Source organism: Nocardia sp. NPDC052112 (assembly GCF_040680135.1).
Classification (GTDB): domain Bacteria; phylum Actinomycetota; class Actinomycetes; order Mycobacteriales; family Mycobacteriaceae; genus Nocardia.
Genome location: NZ_JBFAWD010000039.1, coordinates 51,729 through 67,345, shown reverse-complemented (window position 1 = coordinate 67,345; position 15,617 = coordinate 51,729). Strand labels below are relative to the sequence as shown.

General features: G+C 66.3%; 13 protein-coding genes. All 13 read right to left on the bottom strand.

The window, feature by feature from the left end:
• Window positions 1–144 precede the first annotated feature (144 nt).
• The gene (ileS, locus tag AB0L58_RS40315) at window positions 145–3,294 is read right to left on the bottom strand and encodes an isoleucine--tRNA ligase (RefSeq protein WP_364396081.1); all 3,150 of its coding nucleotides are present in this window, start codon (window positions 3,292–3,294) and stop codon (window positions 145–147) included.
• 294 nt (window positions 3,295–3,588) lie between these two features.
• A complete protein-coding gene (locus AB0L58_RS40310) occupies window positions 3,589–3,789 on the bottom strand; it encodes a hypothetical protein (protein WP_364396079.1) in 201 nt (66 codons plus the stop codon).
• An 88-nt stretch (window positions 3,790–3,877) separates the two neighbouring features.
• A complete protein-coding gene (locus AB0L58_RS40305; RefSeq protein ID WP_364396077.1) occupies window positions 3,878–4,741 on the bottom strand; it encodes a DivIVA domain-containing protein in 864 nt (287 codons plus the stop codon).
• Between the two features lie 80 nt (window positions 4,742–4,821).
• The gene (locus tag AB0L58_RS40300) at window positions 4,822–5,112 is read right to left on the bottom strand and encodes a YggT family protein (RefSeq protein ID WP_040688811.1); all 291 of its coding nucleotides are present in this window, start codon (window positions 5,110–5,112) and stop codon (window positions 4,822–4,824) included.
• Between the two features lie 125 nt (window positions 5,113–5,237).
• Window positions 5,238–6,014, bottom strand: coding sequence for a cell division protein SepF (locus tag AB0L58_RS40295; protein WP_364396075.1), 777 nt, complete (start codon window positions 6,012–6,014; stop codon window positions 5,238–5,240).
• A 105-nt stretch (window positions 6,015–6,119) separates the two neighbouring features.
• Complete coding sequence (locus AB0L58_RS40290) at window positions 6,120–6,869, bottom strand: YggS family pyridoxal phosphate-dependent enzyme (protein WP_364396073.1); 750 nt, start codon at window positions 6,867–6,869, stop codon at window positions 6,120–6,122.
• Window positions 6,866–7,561, bottom strand: coding sequence for a peptidoglycan editing factor PgeF (gene pgeF, locus AB0L58_RS40285; protein ID WP_364396071.1), 696 nt, complete (start codon window positions 7,559–7,561; stop codon window positions 6,866–6,868). Before pgeF ends, AB0L58_RS40290 begins: the two co-directional genes overlap by 4 nt.
• A 194-nt stretch (window positions 7,562–7,755) precedes the next feature.
• Window positions 7,756–8,994: a cell division protein FtsZ gene (ftsZ, locus tag AB0L58_RS40280; RefSeq protein ID WP_364396069.1), complete on the bottom strand. Its 1,239-nt coding sequence runs from the start codon at window positions 8,992–8,994 to the stop codon at window positions 7,756–7,758.
• Between the two features lie 322 nt (window positions 8,995–9,316).
• Window positions 9,317–10,009 (bottom strand): FtsQ-type POTRA domain-containing protein, encoded by a 693-nt coding sequence (locus AB0L58_RS40275; RefSeq protein ID WP_364396067.1) that lies wholly within the window; start codon window positions 10,007–10,009, stop codon window positions 9,317–9,319.
• A gap of 6 nt (window positions 10,010–10,015) precedes the next feature.
• The gene (gene murC / locus AB0L58_RS40270) at window positions 10,016–11,455 is read right to left on the bottom strand and encodes a UDP-N-acetylmuramate--L-alanine ligase (RefSeq protein ID WP_364396101.1); all 1,440 of its coding nucleotides are present in this window, start codon (window positions 11,453–11,455) and stop codon (window positions 10,016–10,018) included.
• Between the two features lie 92 nt (window positions 11,456–11,547).
• Window positions 11,548–12,675: an undecaprenyldiphospho-muramoylpentapeptide beta-N-acetylglucosaminyltransferase gene (gene murG / locus AB0L58_RS40265; RefSeq protein WP_364396065.1), complete on the bottom strand. Its 1,128-nt coding sequence runs from the start codon at window positions 12,673–12,675 to the stop codon at window positions 11,548–11,550.
• The gene (ftsW, locus tag AB0L58_RS40260) at window positions 12,672–14,150 is read right to left on the bottom strand and encodes a putative lipid II flippase FtsW (protein ID WP_364396064.1); all 1,479 of its coding nucleotides are present in this window, start codon (window positions 14,148–14,150) and stop codon (window positions 12,672–12,674) included. Before ftsW ends, murG begins: the two co-directional genes overlap by 4 nt.
• The gene (murD, locus tag AB0L58_RS40255; protein ID WP_364396099.1) at window positions 14,147–15,589 is read right to left on the bottom strand and encodes a UDP-N-acetylmuramoyl-L-alanine--D-glutamate ligase; all 1,443 of its coding nucleotides are present in this window, start codon (window positions 15,587–15,589) and stop codon (window positions 14,147–14,149) included. The genes ftsW and murD overlap by 4 nt, the downstream gene beginning before the upstream one ends.
• Between the last annotated feature and the right edge of the window lie 28 nt (window positions 15,590–15,617).

Genomic DNA, 15,617 nt, shown 5'->3' with positions numbered 1-15,617 from the left:
GACGGATCGCCGAGATCTGGGGAGTCGTCGACGTCTTCGCGCAGTTGCAGCAACTCGGCGCCATTCCCACCTAGCGGCCATGTCTCCCTCGAGATCCCGCCCCGACCACCGGCCGAGCGACCGCGCTCCAGCCGAACCGCCGCGTCAGACCTTCGCGATCGACACCCGCACACCACCGACGATTTCGGCGGCATCCACGCCCGGATCACCGAAAGTCAGCTCGGTGGCGAGGATTTCGCCCGCGATGAGGTCGCGGTGCACCTGTGCCCACTTCTGCTTGTCGGCGGGCACCGCGAGCACCACGGTGATGCGATCGGAGACATCCAGCCCCAGTGACTTTCGCGTCTCCTGCAGATCGCGGATCACATCGCGGGCCCAGCCCTCGGCCTCGAGTTCCTCGGTCACCACCGAATCGAGTACGACCAGGCCAGCGTTGCCGGGCAGGGCCGCCGTGGACTCCGGCTCGGCCGCGACCAAGCGCTGGGTGTACTCCTCCGGCAGCAGTTCGATGCCCGCCGCGGTGACCACACCGGCGGCGTTCTCGGACCATTCGCCCGCCTTCACCGCCTTGATCACCGTCTGCACTTCCTTGCCGAGGCGCGGGCCCGCGGCGCGGGCGTTCACGACCAGTTCGAAACGGCCGTGCACGGCGACATCGGTGGTCAGGTCGACCTTCTTGACGTTCACCTCATCGGCGATGATGTCGGCGAACGGCCGCAGCCGCTCGGCATCGGGCGCGGCGATGGTGACCTCGGCCAGCGGCAGACGCACCCGCAGGTTCTGCGCCTTGCGCAGGCTCAGCACCGTCGAGCAGACCACGCGGACCTCGTCCATGGCGGCGACCAGATCCGGATCCTCCGGCAGCTCACCCTCCTTGGGCCAATCGGCCAGGTGCACCGACTGCTCACCGGTCAGCCCGCGCCAGATCACCTCGGAGATCAGTGGCAGCAGTGGCGCGGCCAGCCGGGTGACGACCTCGAGCACCGTATGCAGTGTGTCGACCGCATCCCGGTCCTCCTCCCAGAAGCGCGAACGCGACCGGCGCACATACCAATTGGTGAGCGCGTCGGCGAAGGCACGCAATTCCTCGCAGGCACCGGCGATGTCGTAGACCTCGAGCGCCTCGGTCATCACATCCCGGGTCGCGGCCAGTTTGGCCAGGATGTAACGATCCAGCACATGCGGCGAATCCGTGCGCCATACACCGAATTTCGAGGCGTACAGCTGCAGGAAGGTCCACGCGTTCCACAGCGGGCGCAGCGCATGGCTGACCCCCTCGCGGATGCCGCGCTCGGTGACGATGAGATTGCCCCCGCGCAGGACCGGCGAACTCATCAGGAACCAGCGCATCGCATCGGAGCCGTCCCGGTCGAACACCTCGTTCACATCCGGGTAGTTGCCCTTGGACTTGCTCATCTTCAGCCCGTCGTCACCGAGCACGATGCCGTGCGCGACAACGGTTTTGAAGGCCGGACTGTCGAACAGCGCGGTCGAGAGCACGTGCAGGTTGTAGAACCAGCCGCGGGTCTGCCCGTTGTACTCGACGATGAAATCGCCGGGGAAGTGCCCCTCGCCGTTCCTGCCGCCGTCGAACCACTCCTTGTTCTCGAACGGGTAGTGCACCTGGGCATACGGCATCGAGCCCGAATCGAACCAGCAGTCCAGCACCTCCGGCACCCGGCGCATGGTCGACTCGCCGGTCGGATCATCCGGATTCGGCCGGGTCAGCTCGTCGATGGTCGGACGGTGCAGATCGGTCGGGCGCACACCGAAGTCCCGCTCCAACTCGTCGAGCGAGCCGTACACGTCGATCCGCGGGTAGGCCGGATCATCGGAGATCCACACCGGGATCGGACTGCCCCAGTACCGGTTGCGACTGATATTCCAGTCCCGCGCACCCTCGAGCCATTTACCGAACTGTCCGTCGCGGATGTGCTCGGGCACCCAGGTGATCTGTTTGTTCAGCTCGACCATCCGATCGCGGAAGTTGGTCACCGCGACGAACCACGACGGTACCGCCATGTAGATCAGCGGCTGACCGGAGCGCCAGCTGTGCGGGTAGGAGTGCTCGATCGTCTCGTGTCGCAGCAGCTTTCCGGCCGCCTTGAGATCCTTGATGATCACCGGATTGGCGTCGAAGACCATCAGGCCCTCGTACGGCGGCACCATCGAGGTGAACTTGCCGCCCGGATCCAGCGGCTGCACGAGCTCGATGCCGTTGGCGCTGGCGACATCCATATCCTCCTCACCGAAAGCCGGTGCGAGGTGCACGATTCCGGTGCCGGAGTCGGTGGTCACGTAGTCGGCGGTCAGCACGCGGTGCGCGTTGGGGTGGCCGACGAAGAAGTCGAACGGCGGTGCGTAGGACAGATCCGCGAGGGCGGCACCGTCGAACTCGCCCAGGATCTCGGGCTCGACGCCGAATTCGCGGGCGTAGTGCGAAACCCGTTCGGCGGCCAGCAGGTAGCGCTTGCCGTCGGCGCCGCGCACATGCACGTAGCGCACATCCGGATGTACCGCGATCGCGAGGTTCGACGGCAGCGTCCACGGCGTAGTGGTCCAGATCAGTGCGTTGGTGCCGTCGAGTTCATGCAGCGGATGCTCGCCGGGCACACGCAGCACCATATCCACGGTGACGGCCGGATCCTGGCGCATCCGGTAGGCGTCGTCGAGCCGGCTTTCCTGATTCGACAGCGGGGTCTGTTCGTACCAGCTGTAGGGCAGCACCCGGAAACCCTGGTAGATCAGGCCCTTGTCGTACAGCGACTTGAACGCCCACATCACCGACTCCATGAAGTCGAGATCCAACGTCTTGTAGTCGTTGTCGAAGTCGACCCAGCGGGCCTGACGCGTCACATAATTACGCCATTCCCCGGTGTAGCGCAGTACCGACGATTTACAGGCGGCGTTGAATTCCGCGAGCCCCATGGCATCGATCTGTGATTTGTCCGTGATACCGAGCTGCTTTTCCGCTTCGATTTCCGCGGGCAATCCGTGGCAGTCCCAGCCGAAACGTCGATCGACCTGCTTACCGCGCATCGTCTGGAAACGCGGGACCACATCCTTGACGTACCCGGTGAGTAGATGTCCGTAATGTGGCAACCCGTTGGCAAACGGCGGGCCGTCGTAGAAGACGAACTCCGCTGCTCCCGAACGGTTCTCGATGCTGGCGCGGAAGGTGTCGTCGGTGGCCCAGGCGTCGAGTACCCGACGTTCCAGGTCAGGGAAGGATGCCCCGCTGCCAGCACCCAGATCGACGCGCGGGTATGCGCTGCTGGAAGGTTCGTCCGCCATCGCGGATCCGTCTCCTCGTGCCGCCGCGCCGTGGCGCGTATGTGTCAGCACGGGGACGATGACGACGCCGGTTGCGTCGAAACCGCGGTACCACCCCGCTTGTCCGAGCGGCGCGCCGATCCGCGCGACCAACCAGGACCTCTCGTTTCGAGCTGTGACGGGCTCACCCGTTCGGTTCTACTGAGTGCGGCCCGCGCACCGTTCTTCCGAAGACTCCCCGGTGATGGCCGGATCTACGCCAATTACATGTTTGATTCTAACCAGGACGGTCAAACCAGTTTGTCGGGCCCACGATTACCGTTTCGCATGCCGACCAGGTGGCGGCGCGGTATCGCTATCGGAGCTGCGCATGGAAAGCGCGCTCACCAGCAACAGCACAGCGCCCACGATACAGACAAGGATGCACCCCCAGGCCCACAGCACCGACCCAGTGGTCAGCGCGGCCACTAGCAGGGCGAACCCGATCGCGGCAAGGACGAGCGTCAAGACCAGCATATTGACCCCCTAGGCATGCCAGGCGGCTCGGCGTACCTCTAGCTACTCGGAACAGCAACTACAGCGGAGATATCTCTCTACTACGAGATTACTTGGCGCCCTTGGCGAACGAGGCGGGAGCGAGATTGTTCGCCGTATTGGCATCGACGAAGGCCTCGCCGCCGTCCACCGGCACCGCCGAGCCACGGTTCTCCAGCTCCTCGAGCTGGGATTCCAGGTACGACTTCAGCCGCACGCGGTATTCCCGCTCGAACGTCTTGAGCTGCTCGATCCGGCTCTCCAGGACGCTGCGCTGCTGGGTGATGGTGGCCATGATCTCGGTGTGCTTGCGCTCGGCGTCGGCCTGCAACGCATCGGCCTTCTCCTTGGCCTGCCGTAGCTGGTTGTCCGAACGCGTCTGAGCATCCGAAAGCATCGCGTCCGACTTCTGCCGGGCATCCGCGATCATCGCCTCCGAGCGGGTCCGCGCATCGCCGACCAGACGTTCGGAATTTGCCCGCGCATTCGACAGCAGATTCTCGGCTTCGAGCTTTGCATCGCTGGTCAGCCGGTCCGCCATCTCCTGGGCGAGGCTGAGTACCTTGGCCGCCTGCAGATTCGCGTCGGCACTCGGCGCATCCTTGGCTACCGGTACCGCGACCGGCATCGGAGGTGGCGGCGGCGCCTGCTGAACCGGTGGCTTGATGGGCTCGGGTTGCGGTGGCGGAGCTTGCTGAACCGGCGCTTTCACCGCATTCGCATTGGCCGGACCGCGATTCTTCTTGGCATCTGCCAGTTCCGCATCGAGTTCGGCAACCCGCTGGCGCAGGTCAGCGTTCTCCTCGATCAGACGCGAGAGCTCCTGTTCCACGAGATCCAGGAACGCGTCCACCTCATCCTCGTTGTAGCCGCGCTTCCCGATCGGCGGTTTGCTGAACGCGACGTTGTGCACATCGGCTGGGGTCAGCGGCATGGAAGGATCCCTTCGCGCGTCTTTTGGAGATCTAGCAGATCTAGCAAGCTATCTTCTCGGTTCATTCTGTCACACCTGGGCTACCCGTCGGCGTGGCCGCCCACAAACGTCATCGAGATGAAGACGACGAAAAGCAGGACCATAATCGACAGATCGAGCCGAATTCCTCCCAATGACACCGGTGGTATCAACCGCCTCAGGAGTTTCACCGGAGGATCAGTGATCGTGAAGATCACCTCGAGGATCACGACGACGAACCCACTCGGGCGCCAGTCTCGGGCAAAGCTACGGATGAACTCGACGATCACTCGGCTGATCAACAACAGCCAGAAGATGAACAGCACGAAGTAGAGCACCGCAAACAAGGCCACGACCTTACTCTGCCCCAAAATCCGCGCCGCGCAAAGTGACCACACCGCTGGCGACGACTCGCAGGTCGCTCGAAAACGTCAGCCCGATACGCAACGGGTCTAACAGAACCCCCGGATCAGAAGCGCTATTTCTGGTTGTAGAAGCCGGTTTCGGCGATCCTGCGACGTTCTTCGGCCGAGACATCGACATCGGCGGGTGAGAGCAGGAACACTTTGGTCGCGACCTTGTCGAATGAGCCACGCAGAGCGAAGGCGAGGCCGGCGGCGAAGTCGACCAGCCGCTTCGCGTCGGCATTGCTCAGCTCGACCAGATCCATGATCACCGGGTTGCCCTCGCGGAAGCGTTCACCGATGATGCGGGCCTCGCTGTAGTCGCGCGGGCGCAGCGTCGTGATCTTGGACAAGGGACCTCCGTCCTCGAAGATCCCCGGCCGGCGTGCGGGTGCGGGCTCGGGGCGCACGCGCTCCTCCAGCCGCCGCTCCTCGGCCTCGGGATCGACGGCGAGCGCACCCCTGGTGGCTCCCCGCAGCATCGGCGCATTACCGCCCGCACGGAATCGAGACGCGCCCGGTGCGGCATCGATCCTGGTGGGACGCGGCCGCGCGTCGTAGCGGTCGTCCGTATAAGGCTCGTCGACATAATCGTCGCGCCGAGACACCGGGTATCCCGCCTTGTACGGCGACTTGTACGCCGGCTCAGGGTAATCCGGCTCGTCGTCGTAGCGGTCGTCGGCATACCGGTCCGCGCCGTAACCGGCGCGCTCGGAATAGTCACGGGGTCGGGGCCGACGTGAGCCGCGCTCGTCCATGCCCCGAGGGGCGGGTTCGGCGACATAGTCGTCTTCGTAATCCTCGAGCGGAACCATGCCGAAGTACGCCTTGAACTTGTGCAGCGTGCTCATTTCATAGACCTTCCTTCGGCCCCGGTGGCGGCCGGGTGTTGAAGTCTTGCTCAGTCCTCTCCAGTCCCAGCATATGTGTCGAATGTGACTGATGAGGTTTCTTTGCTACGCCGAGGTTATCGGTCGAGCGCCCATCAAAGCGGTACCGACACGCACACAGGTAGAACCGTGTTCGATCGCCGATTCCAGATCGTTCGACATGCCCGCGGAGAGTTCGGTCGCTTCGGGATGGTCCGTGCGCACCAGTGCGTGCAAATGTGCAAGGCGCGCAAAAGCATCGTCGGGCACGGCGTCGAGCGGGGGAATCGCCATCAGGCCCGCGAACTGCAGTCCGGGTGCGGTGGCCACCCGATCGGTCAGTGCCACAAGATCTTCCGGGGCGACGCCACCACGCCCCGGATCCTCGTCCAGGCTCACCTGGACCAAGACGCGAACCGGTTCATCGCGCTCCCCGGCGTCGAGGGCGGCCCGCGCCGCGGTGTCAAGGGCTGTTGCCAGACGTTCGCTGTCGACCGAATGCACGGTATGTGCCCAGCGCGCGACGATCCTGGCCTTGTTGCGCTGCAGCCGACCGATCATGTGCCAGCGCACCTGCGCGAGGTCGGCCAATTCGGCGACCTTCGCGGTGGCCTCCTGCTCCCTGGACTCGCCGAATTCCCTGCAGCCCAAGCGGTGCAGGATGGCGATATCGGCGGCCGGGAAGAACTTCGTCACGGGCAGCAGCCGCACCGAGCCCGGATCACGCCCGGCCGCATGACAAGCCGCGCCGATTCGCTTGTTCAGATCGGCGAGATTCGCGGCGAGTTCGGCGGTACGGCCGTCCATGGCCTCGGCCGCAATGGATTCCGTACTCATGCGTCCGCCTGCATCCAGATGACACCGGCGATGCGCCCGGTCGGTGCGCCGCGGCGATGACTGAACAGCGTCTTGTCCTCGATCGTGCAGCGCGGGTCGATGGCGACTCCGCCGATTCCGGCCTCGGTCAGCTGTCTGTTGATTCCGGCGCGCAGGTCGAGTCCGGGCGTGCCGCGCACGGTGGTTGTCGCGCTGCCGGGCAGATGCGCCTCGACATCTGCGCGCATCGCGGCGGGCACCTCGTATTGACGACCCGATGCGGCCGGGCCCAGGAACGCACCGATCCGGTCGATGCGGGCACCGGCCGAAACCATCGCGTCCAGGACGCGCGGCACGATGCCGATGCGCGCGCCGATCCGACCGGCGTGCACGGCCGCGATCACGCCCGCCTCGTCATCGGATAGCAGGATCGGTACGCAGTCCGCGGTGAGCACCACCAGTGCCAGACCCGGCACGGTCGTCACCAACGCGTCGGTGGCAGGCACCGGCGCATCCCGCGGCCCATCGATGATTTCCACATTGCGCCCGTGGATCTGTTCCATCCACACGAACCGATCCGGTGTCAGGCCGATCCCCGCGGCCAGCCGGTCCCGGTTCCGCTGTACGGCCGCCGGGTCGTCCCCCACATGATCCCCGAGATTGAACGAATCGTATGGCGGCGCCGAGAAACCGCCCGCCCTGGTGGTGGTCACTCGTCGAACGGCTCCCCCGCCTCCTCGGACCTTTTGCCGGACGTCGGGCGCATCAACATCACCGTCGCGGGCCGGCGGTCCTGCGATCAGCTGGGTGCTGGGCGTACTCGACGAGTTACCCATGTGCGTACCAGATCTGTTGTTCCGTGGGCATACCGCCCAGTGTGCCAGCCGGCCGACCGCGTAGCTCGTGCCTACCGGCGCATGAACGACGGCACGTCGACATCGTCGTCGTCATCGGTATCGGGCGGCTCGATATGCGAGCGCGTATTGTGCGTGACAGTCGGCTCGGCCAGCGTGCGGGCCCGCTCGGAATCCCGGTAGCTGGGCACCGCGCCCCGAGTCGAGCCGGTTTGACCTGCGGTGGAAGCGGTTTCGGTGCGCGCGGACGCGGCGATCTCACTGGTCCGGCTGGTCTGGCCGATCTCACCGGCCCGGCCCGAGCCGATCGCACCGCGGCCCGCCTCGAAGGTGCGCCGAGCCGGACCGCCGCCGTCGAAACCGGCGGCGATCACCGTGACGCGAACCTCATCGCCGAGTGAATCGTCGATGACGGTACCGAAGATGATATTCGCCTCGATATGCGCGGCCTCCTGCACCAGCGAGGCCGCCTCGTTGATTTCGAACAGACCCAGATCCGAACCGCCCGCGATCGAGAGCAGCACGCCGTGCGCACCATCCATTGACGCCTCGAGCAGTGGCGAATTGATCGCCGATTCGGCGGCCTTGACCGAACGGCCCTCCCCGCGCGCCGAACCGATACCCATCAAAGCGCTTCCCGCACCGGACATCACGCTCTTCACGTCGGCGAAGTCGACATTGATCAGACCCGGGGTGGTGATCAGGTCGGTAATGCCCTGCACACCGTTGAGCAGCACCTCATCGGCGGAGCGGAAGGCGTCCATCAGGCTGACCGCCGCATCGCCGAGCTGCAGCAGTCGATCGTTCGGGATGACGATCAGCGTGTCGCAGGATTCGCGCAGCAGGTTGATGCCCACTTCGGCCTGATTGCCACGCCGCTTGCCCTCGAAGGAAAACGGCCTCGTGACCACACCGATGGTGAGCGCGCCGAGTTTGCGCGCGATGCTCGCGACGACGGGTGCGCCACCGGTACCGGTGCCACCGCCCTCACCCGCGGTGACGAAGACCATATCGGCGCCCTTGAGCACCTCTTCGATCTCGTCCTTGTGATCCTCGGCGGCCTTGCGGCCGACCTCCGGGTCGGCACCAGCGCCCAGACCGCGCGTGAGCTCACGGCCGACGTCGAGTTTGACGTCGGCATCGCTCATCAGCAGCGCCTGCGCGTCGGTGTTGACCGCGATGAACTCGACTCCCTTGAGTCCCTGTTCGATCATCCGGTTGACGGCATTCACGCCGCCGCCGCCGATACCGACGACCTTGATCACAGCAAGGTAGTTGTGCGGGGGCGTCATGGGCTCTCGCCTTCCTTCGATCTAAGTCTGTCGTTTTCGAATTCTCGACATTCGGTCTTCGGCAAGTCCGGGCAAACCCTAAAGCTCAACCATAGGGTTAGCGTTATGTCAAGTATCCGACTGCTGCGGAACGCTATTCGCAGCCGCCGCGATAGGCGCGCAGGCGCGCCGAAACGACTGACAGAATCTTGTGTGATCCCTCTCGTCTCGCCGCGCAACACGTCGTATCGTGAACGGTTGCCCCCGAACCCGCGGTCTCGCTGGGCTGTTCCCACTGCGGTCACAGTTCCATCGAAAAACCCCTGGGCACAATGGGTATCGATCACTTTACCGTGACCAGATTCGGACTCGAAACATCGAACACCGTTCCATCGCGGGTCAACAGCGGCATCACCACGGCCGCCTTGCGTTCCGCGTCATTAGTTCCTCCCCACAATACCGTGCGACCGTCACGCAGGTTCAGTGAAATATTCGAAATCGACCGCGCGACAACCTCGTCCACTTGCACGACCAGCGCCGAGGGCAATACCGACAGAACCGACACCGCGGCACGGGTGACCGGATCGGCGCCGCCGGGATGTTCGGCGGTGAGTTTCGGAACACCGATGGGCGCGTCTTCGATCGCGAACTCCACACTCTCCGCATCCATCAGATGCGCGCCTTGCGGACTGTCCCAGAACAGTACTGGCGCGCGCTCCACCACCGTCACCCTGACGGTGGACGGAAATACGCGCTGCACCCGTGCGGTGCGGACCTTCGGAATGCTCGCCACCCGCTGAGCCATCGCATCGGTGTCGATGCGCAACATCGAGCGGGCGGACGGGATCTCGAGTCTGTCGCGCACCTGTTCCTCGGGCACCGCGACCAAACCGTCGATCTCGACTGTGCTCACCGAAAGCACCGGGGTGAACCAGGCCAGTACGAGGACAACGGTAAGGACGCACACGCCGAGCAAACTCCACCGGCGCAGGCGACCCCGGTGTGCCCGGTCGAACCACTCACCCGCGGTTCGCATCGCGGGTCACCGCCCGTATTGCGGACGCGCTCGCAGCCCATCGAGAATCTGGCTGCCGAGCATCGTCACATCGCCCGCGCCCATGGTGATCACCACATCGCCGGGCAACGTCAGGCCCGCTGCCTGACGACCGACCCGCGACATATCCGGCTGGTAGTGCACGGGTTTGATGACAGCTTGTGCGACAAGTGCGCCATTGACGCCGGGCAGCGGCTTCTCCCGCGCACCGTAGACATCGAGCACGACGACCTCGTCGGCAAGGCTCAACGCCGCCCCGAAATCCTGGGCGAAGGTGGCGGTGCGACTGTAGAGGTGCGGCTGGAACACCACGATGACCCGGCCCTGTCGGGAGCGCGCGCCGTCGCGGGCCTCCTGCTGCACCAGCTCCGCGGCCGCACCGAGTACCGCGCGCACCTCGGTCGGGTGATGGGCGTAATCGTCGAAGACGCGCACGCCGTTTTCCCGGCCCACGAACTGGAACCGTCGGTGCACACCGCCGAAACCCTCCAGCCCCTGGACGATTTCGTCCACATCCGCACCGGCGGCGCGCGCGGCGAGCAGCGCCGCCAGCGCGTTCAACGCCATATGCCGACCGGGCACCGCGAGCCGCAGGGTGCGCGGGGCGGGCTCATCGGCGAGCTGGAACTGGGCCAGCCCGCCGACATCGCGCGGCTCCCAACTGTGCAGCCGCACACCGACCGGCACCGGCGCGTCGGACAGGTCACCCGATCCGTAGCCGAGCACCCGAATGTTGCGCTCCGCCAACCGCCCAGCGACCCGCTCGGCCAACGCCCGCGAACCTGGGTCGTCCAGACACACCACCAGCAGCCCGCCGGGGCCGAGGCGATCGGCGAAATCGTCGAACACCTGGACGTAGGCCGCATCGGAACCGAAGAAATCCAGGTGATCGGATTCGATATTCGTGACCACGGCGACGTCCGGGTCGTATTGCAGCAGGGATCCGTCGCTCTCGTCGGCCTCGGCGACGAAGATCTCGCCGGTGCCGTGGTGGGCATTGGTGCCCGCCTCGTTCAGTTCGCCGCCGACCGCGAAGGACGGATCGAATCCGCAGTGCTGCAGCGAGACGATCAGCATGGAGGTGGTCGAAGTCTTGCCGTGCGTGCCCGACACCAGCAGCGTGCGATGTCCCCGCATCAGCGAGGCGAGTACGGCGGGGCGCAACAGCACCGGAATATCGCGCCGATGCGCCTCGACCAGTTCGGGATTGGTCTTCGGGATGGCGGCATAGGTGGTGACCACCGCGGTCGGACCACCGGGCAGCAGATCGAGGGCGCTGGCATCGTGCCCGATGCGCACCTGCGCGCCGCGGGCCCGCAGCGCGAGCACACCGCGGCTCTCCTTGGCATCGGAACCGGAGACCGAGCCACCGCGCGAGAGCAGGATCCGGGCGATCCCGGACATGCCCGCCCCGCCGATCCCGACCATGTGCACCCGCGCCAATTCGGGCGGCAGGGCCGAGCGCGCCTCGTCGGCGCCGGATTCGACCGCCCCGGATTCGGTGGCATCGGCTCCCGCGGTCATCGGCCGCTCACCTCGACGACAATGCGCGCCAGCTCGTCGGCGGCGTCGCGGTGCCCGGCGCCTGCGGCGGACAGACTCATTTCGATCAGCCTTGCGCGGTCGGTCAGCAGCGGTATCACCTCGTCGATCACGTATTTCGGGGTCAGCTCGGCATCGGGAACGATTCTGCCACCACCCTGGCGCACAATCGGCCTGGCATTGAGTTCCTGCTCACCATTGCCGTGCGGCAGCGGTACGTAGAACGCGGGCAGGCCGACCGCCGACACCTCGGCGACGGTCATCGCACCGGAGCGGCAGACGACCGCGTCGGCGGCGGCATAGGCCAGGTCCATCCGGGAAAGATACGGTACGGCGATGTACCGCGCCCCACCCTCCTCCGCATCCGGGATCTCGAGGGTGTTCTTCGGGCCGTGCGCGTGCAGCACCGAGACGCCCGCCGCGGCCAGCTGCGGCGCCGCGCCGGAGATCGCCTTGTTCAAGGAGACCGCGCCCTGCGAGCCACCGAAGACCAGCAGCACCGGCTCCTCGGCAGGCAGACCGAAATGGGCACGGGCCTCGGCCTGCAACGCGGCCCGATCCAGCGAGGTAATGGACCCGCGCACCGGAATGCCGATGACCTCGGCCTTGGCCAGACCCGAATCGGGTACCGCGGCGAGTACTCTGACCGCGCGCCTGGCACCGACCTTATTGGCGATTCCGGCTTTCGCATTCGCCTCGTGTACCACCACCGGCACCGCGCGCCTGCGACCGAGCGCACCGCGTCCGGCCGCGAGGTAGGCGGGCAGCGCGACATAGCCGCCGAAACCGACGATCACATCGGCCTCGACCGCATCGATGACCGCCCTGGTCCTGGCCACCGAAGCCCGGACACGGCCGGGCAGCCGCAGCAGATCCGCGGTCGGCTTGCGCGGCAGCGGAACCGGCGGGATCAACTCCAGCGGATATCCGCGCTCGGGCACCAGTTTGGTCTCGAGTCCGCGTTCGGTGCCGAGCGCGGTGACCCGGATCGAATCGTCGAGTCGCCGTAACGCGTCGGCGACGGCCAGCGCGGGCTCGATATGTCCCGCGGTACCACCGCCCGCGACGATTACCGACAGTGTTTTGCCGGGTCGCTCCGCACTCACCTGGATCTTCCCCGATCTCTCGCATGGTTTATCGGATAGCTCGGCTCCCACGCCCTGGTCGCCCGCAATGAACTGGTCCCCCGGCTCTCGGGCGCCCGCCGTCGACCGGGTTCGGACTGGGTCCGCCGCCCCTGCGGCAGCGCGGACCGCGCCCGGTCGGCCTTGGCCCGATCGGACCGCGCCCGCTGTTCGGCAGCCCTGGCCTTGGCCGCGGCCGAGCGGGCACGTGCCGCATCCGCTTTGGCCGGTGAATACACCTCCGGCTTGGGCAGTCGCAGCAGTCGGCTGACCCTGCCGTCCTGTCCGGCCTGCAGTGCCGCGATTGCCTCGGGCTCGTGTCGGGCCGCATTGGCGATGATGCCGAACATGAACAGGGTGATCGCCAGCGACGAACCGCCCGCCGAAACCAGCGGCAGCTGCAGACCGGTTACCGGGAGCAGGTTGACCACATAGCCGATATTGATCAGCGCCTGGCCGGTGATCCAGGTCGTCGCGGTCGCGGTGAGCAACCGCAGGAACGGATCAACCGAACGGCTTGCGATGCGCAGGCCGGTGTAGACGAACAGCGCGAACAGGCCCAGAACCAGTGCGCAGCCGAGGAATCCGAGTTCCTCGCCGATGATGGCGAAGATGAAGTCATTGTGCGCATTCGGCAGGTACTGCCATTTGGCGCGGCTCTGGCCGAGGCCGCGACCCCAGATCCCGCCGTCGGCCAGCGAGTACAGCGCCTGGCGCGCTTGATAATTGATGCCCTGCGGATCGTCGCCCGGATTGAAGAAGGCGCGCATCCGGTCCGACCGATAACCCGCGGACAGCGCGAGGACGCCCGCGGCGATCACGCCCGAAATCGCGATGGTGACGAACAGCCGCACCGGCAGCCCACCGAACCACAGCAGTGCGGCGAGCACGATGCCAAGCGCGATGGTGGTCGACAGGTTCGGCTCCAACACGACGAGCAGACATACCAGCAGACCGGCAGGCACCAGCGGCACCAGAATGTCCTTGAGTGCGGCCTGTTCCGAGCGACGCGAGGCGAGCAGATGCGCACCCCACACCACCAGCGTCACCTTCACGATCTCCGACGGCTGCACCGAGATCGGCCCGATGAAGAACCAGCGCCGCGCGCCCTGCACCTCGGAGCCGATGCCGGGAATCAGCACCAGCAACAGCGCCAGCACCGAGATCGCGAACAGCGGAAACGACCACTGCCGCAGTCGGCGCAGCGAAATCCGCAGCGCCAGATAGAACAGCACCGCGCCGATCGCGGCGAACATGGCCTGCTGGATGAACAGCGAATACGCCGACCCGCCGTCGACGTACGCCTCGACGCTCGATGCCGACAACACCATGACCAGACCGAGCACCGTCAGCAGTGTCGCTATCGTGACGACGAGATGGAACGACGCGAGCGGGCGTGCCAGCCAGGCGCCGAATTTGGTGGCCGCCAGCCGATTCCGCCGTGTCGTCTCGGTCATAGAGGCCGCCCGATGTCACCGTCTTCCAGCGCGGCCACCGCCGCGGCGAAACTGCGCCCGCGGTGGGTGTAGTCGGCGAACATATCCAAAGAGGCCGCGGCCGGAGCCAGCAGTACGGCGTCCCCGGCACGGGCGAACCCGGCCGCGGCCTGCACGGCCCGCGCCATGACGGCATCGGCCGCGGTCTCATCGATACCGGCGTCACCCATGCCTGCATGGTCTCCCGCTCGGACCTCGACAACCGGGACCTCGGGCGCGTGTCGCGCCAATGCGGCCGCGATCACCGGCGCGTCGGCCCCGATCAGCACGGCGGCGACGAGACGATCGGCGACCTCCTCGACCAGATCCTCGACCGACGCCCCCTTCAACTGCCCACCGGCGATCCAGATCACCTGCGGGTGACCGAGAATCGAGGAGCGGGCGGCATGCGGATTGGTGGCCTTGGAGTCATCGATGAATTCGACCCCGGCCACCTCGCGCACGAATGCGGCCCGATGCGGACCGACCTTGTGCTCGATGAGACCTTCCCGCACGAACTGCGGTGCCACATCGATGGCCCTGGTCAGCGCGGCGGCGGCGAGTGCGTTGGCGACACCGGCGGGTCCCTTGGGGCTGATATCGCCGACCTCGGCCAGGATGGCGGCCTTGGTGAAGGCGCGGTCGAGCAGTTTGCCGTCCACGACACCGAGTTCACCGTCGGCGGGTACTCCGATCCGGAAGCCGACCGTCCGGCGCGCCTTACTGCGCCGGGCCAGCGAGGCGGCCACCGGATCGTCGAGTCCGACGACACCGACACGGCCATACAGTGCCCTGGACTTCGCAGCGGCGTAGGCATCGAGGCCACCGTGCCAATCCAGGTGGTCCTCGGCGACGTTCAGCACTACACCGGCCTCCGGCCGCACCGAAGGCGCCCAATGCAATTGGAACGAGGACAGTTCGACGGCCAGCACCTGCGGACCGGGATTGCGGCGCAGCGCATCCAGGATCGGCAGCCCGATATTGCCGCAGGCGACACTGGCGATGCCGGCCGCGCGCAGGATGGAGTGCACCATCGATGTGGTGGTGGTCTTGCCGTTGGTGCCGGTCACCACCAGCCATTTGCGGACCGGACCGTAGATCCTGGCCTGGTCGACCCACCAGGCGAATTCGACATCGCCCCAGACCGGGGTGCCCTCGGTCACCGCGGCGGCGAGCACCGGTGAATCCGGCCGCCAGCCCGGACTGGTGATGACCAGCGCGAAGCGGCTCCAGTCCGCGGCCTCCAATTCGGTACAGGTCGCGATGTCCAGGCCGAGCTCGGCCGCCTCGGCCAATGCCGCGGCACCGCCGTCGGTGACCACCGGACGCGCGCCGATATCGCGCAGCGGTTCGATCAACGACCGACCGGAGACACCCCATCCGGCCACCAGAACCTCACGGCCACGCAGGAATTCGAGCATGGGCCCCGGTGTTCGCAGGGCCCGCGGA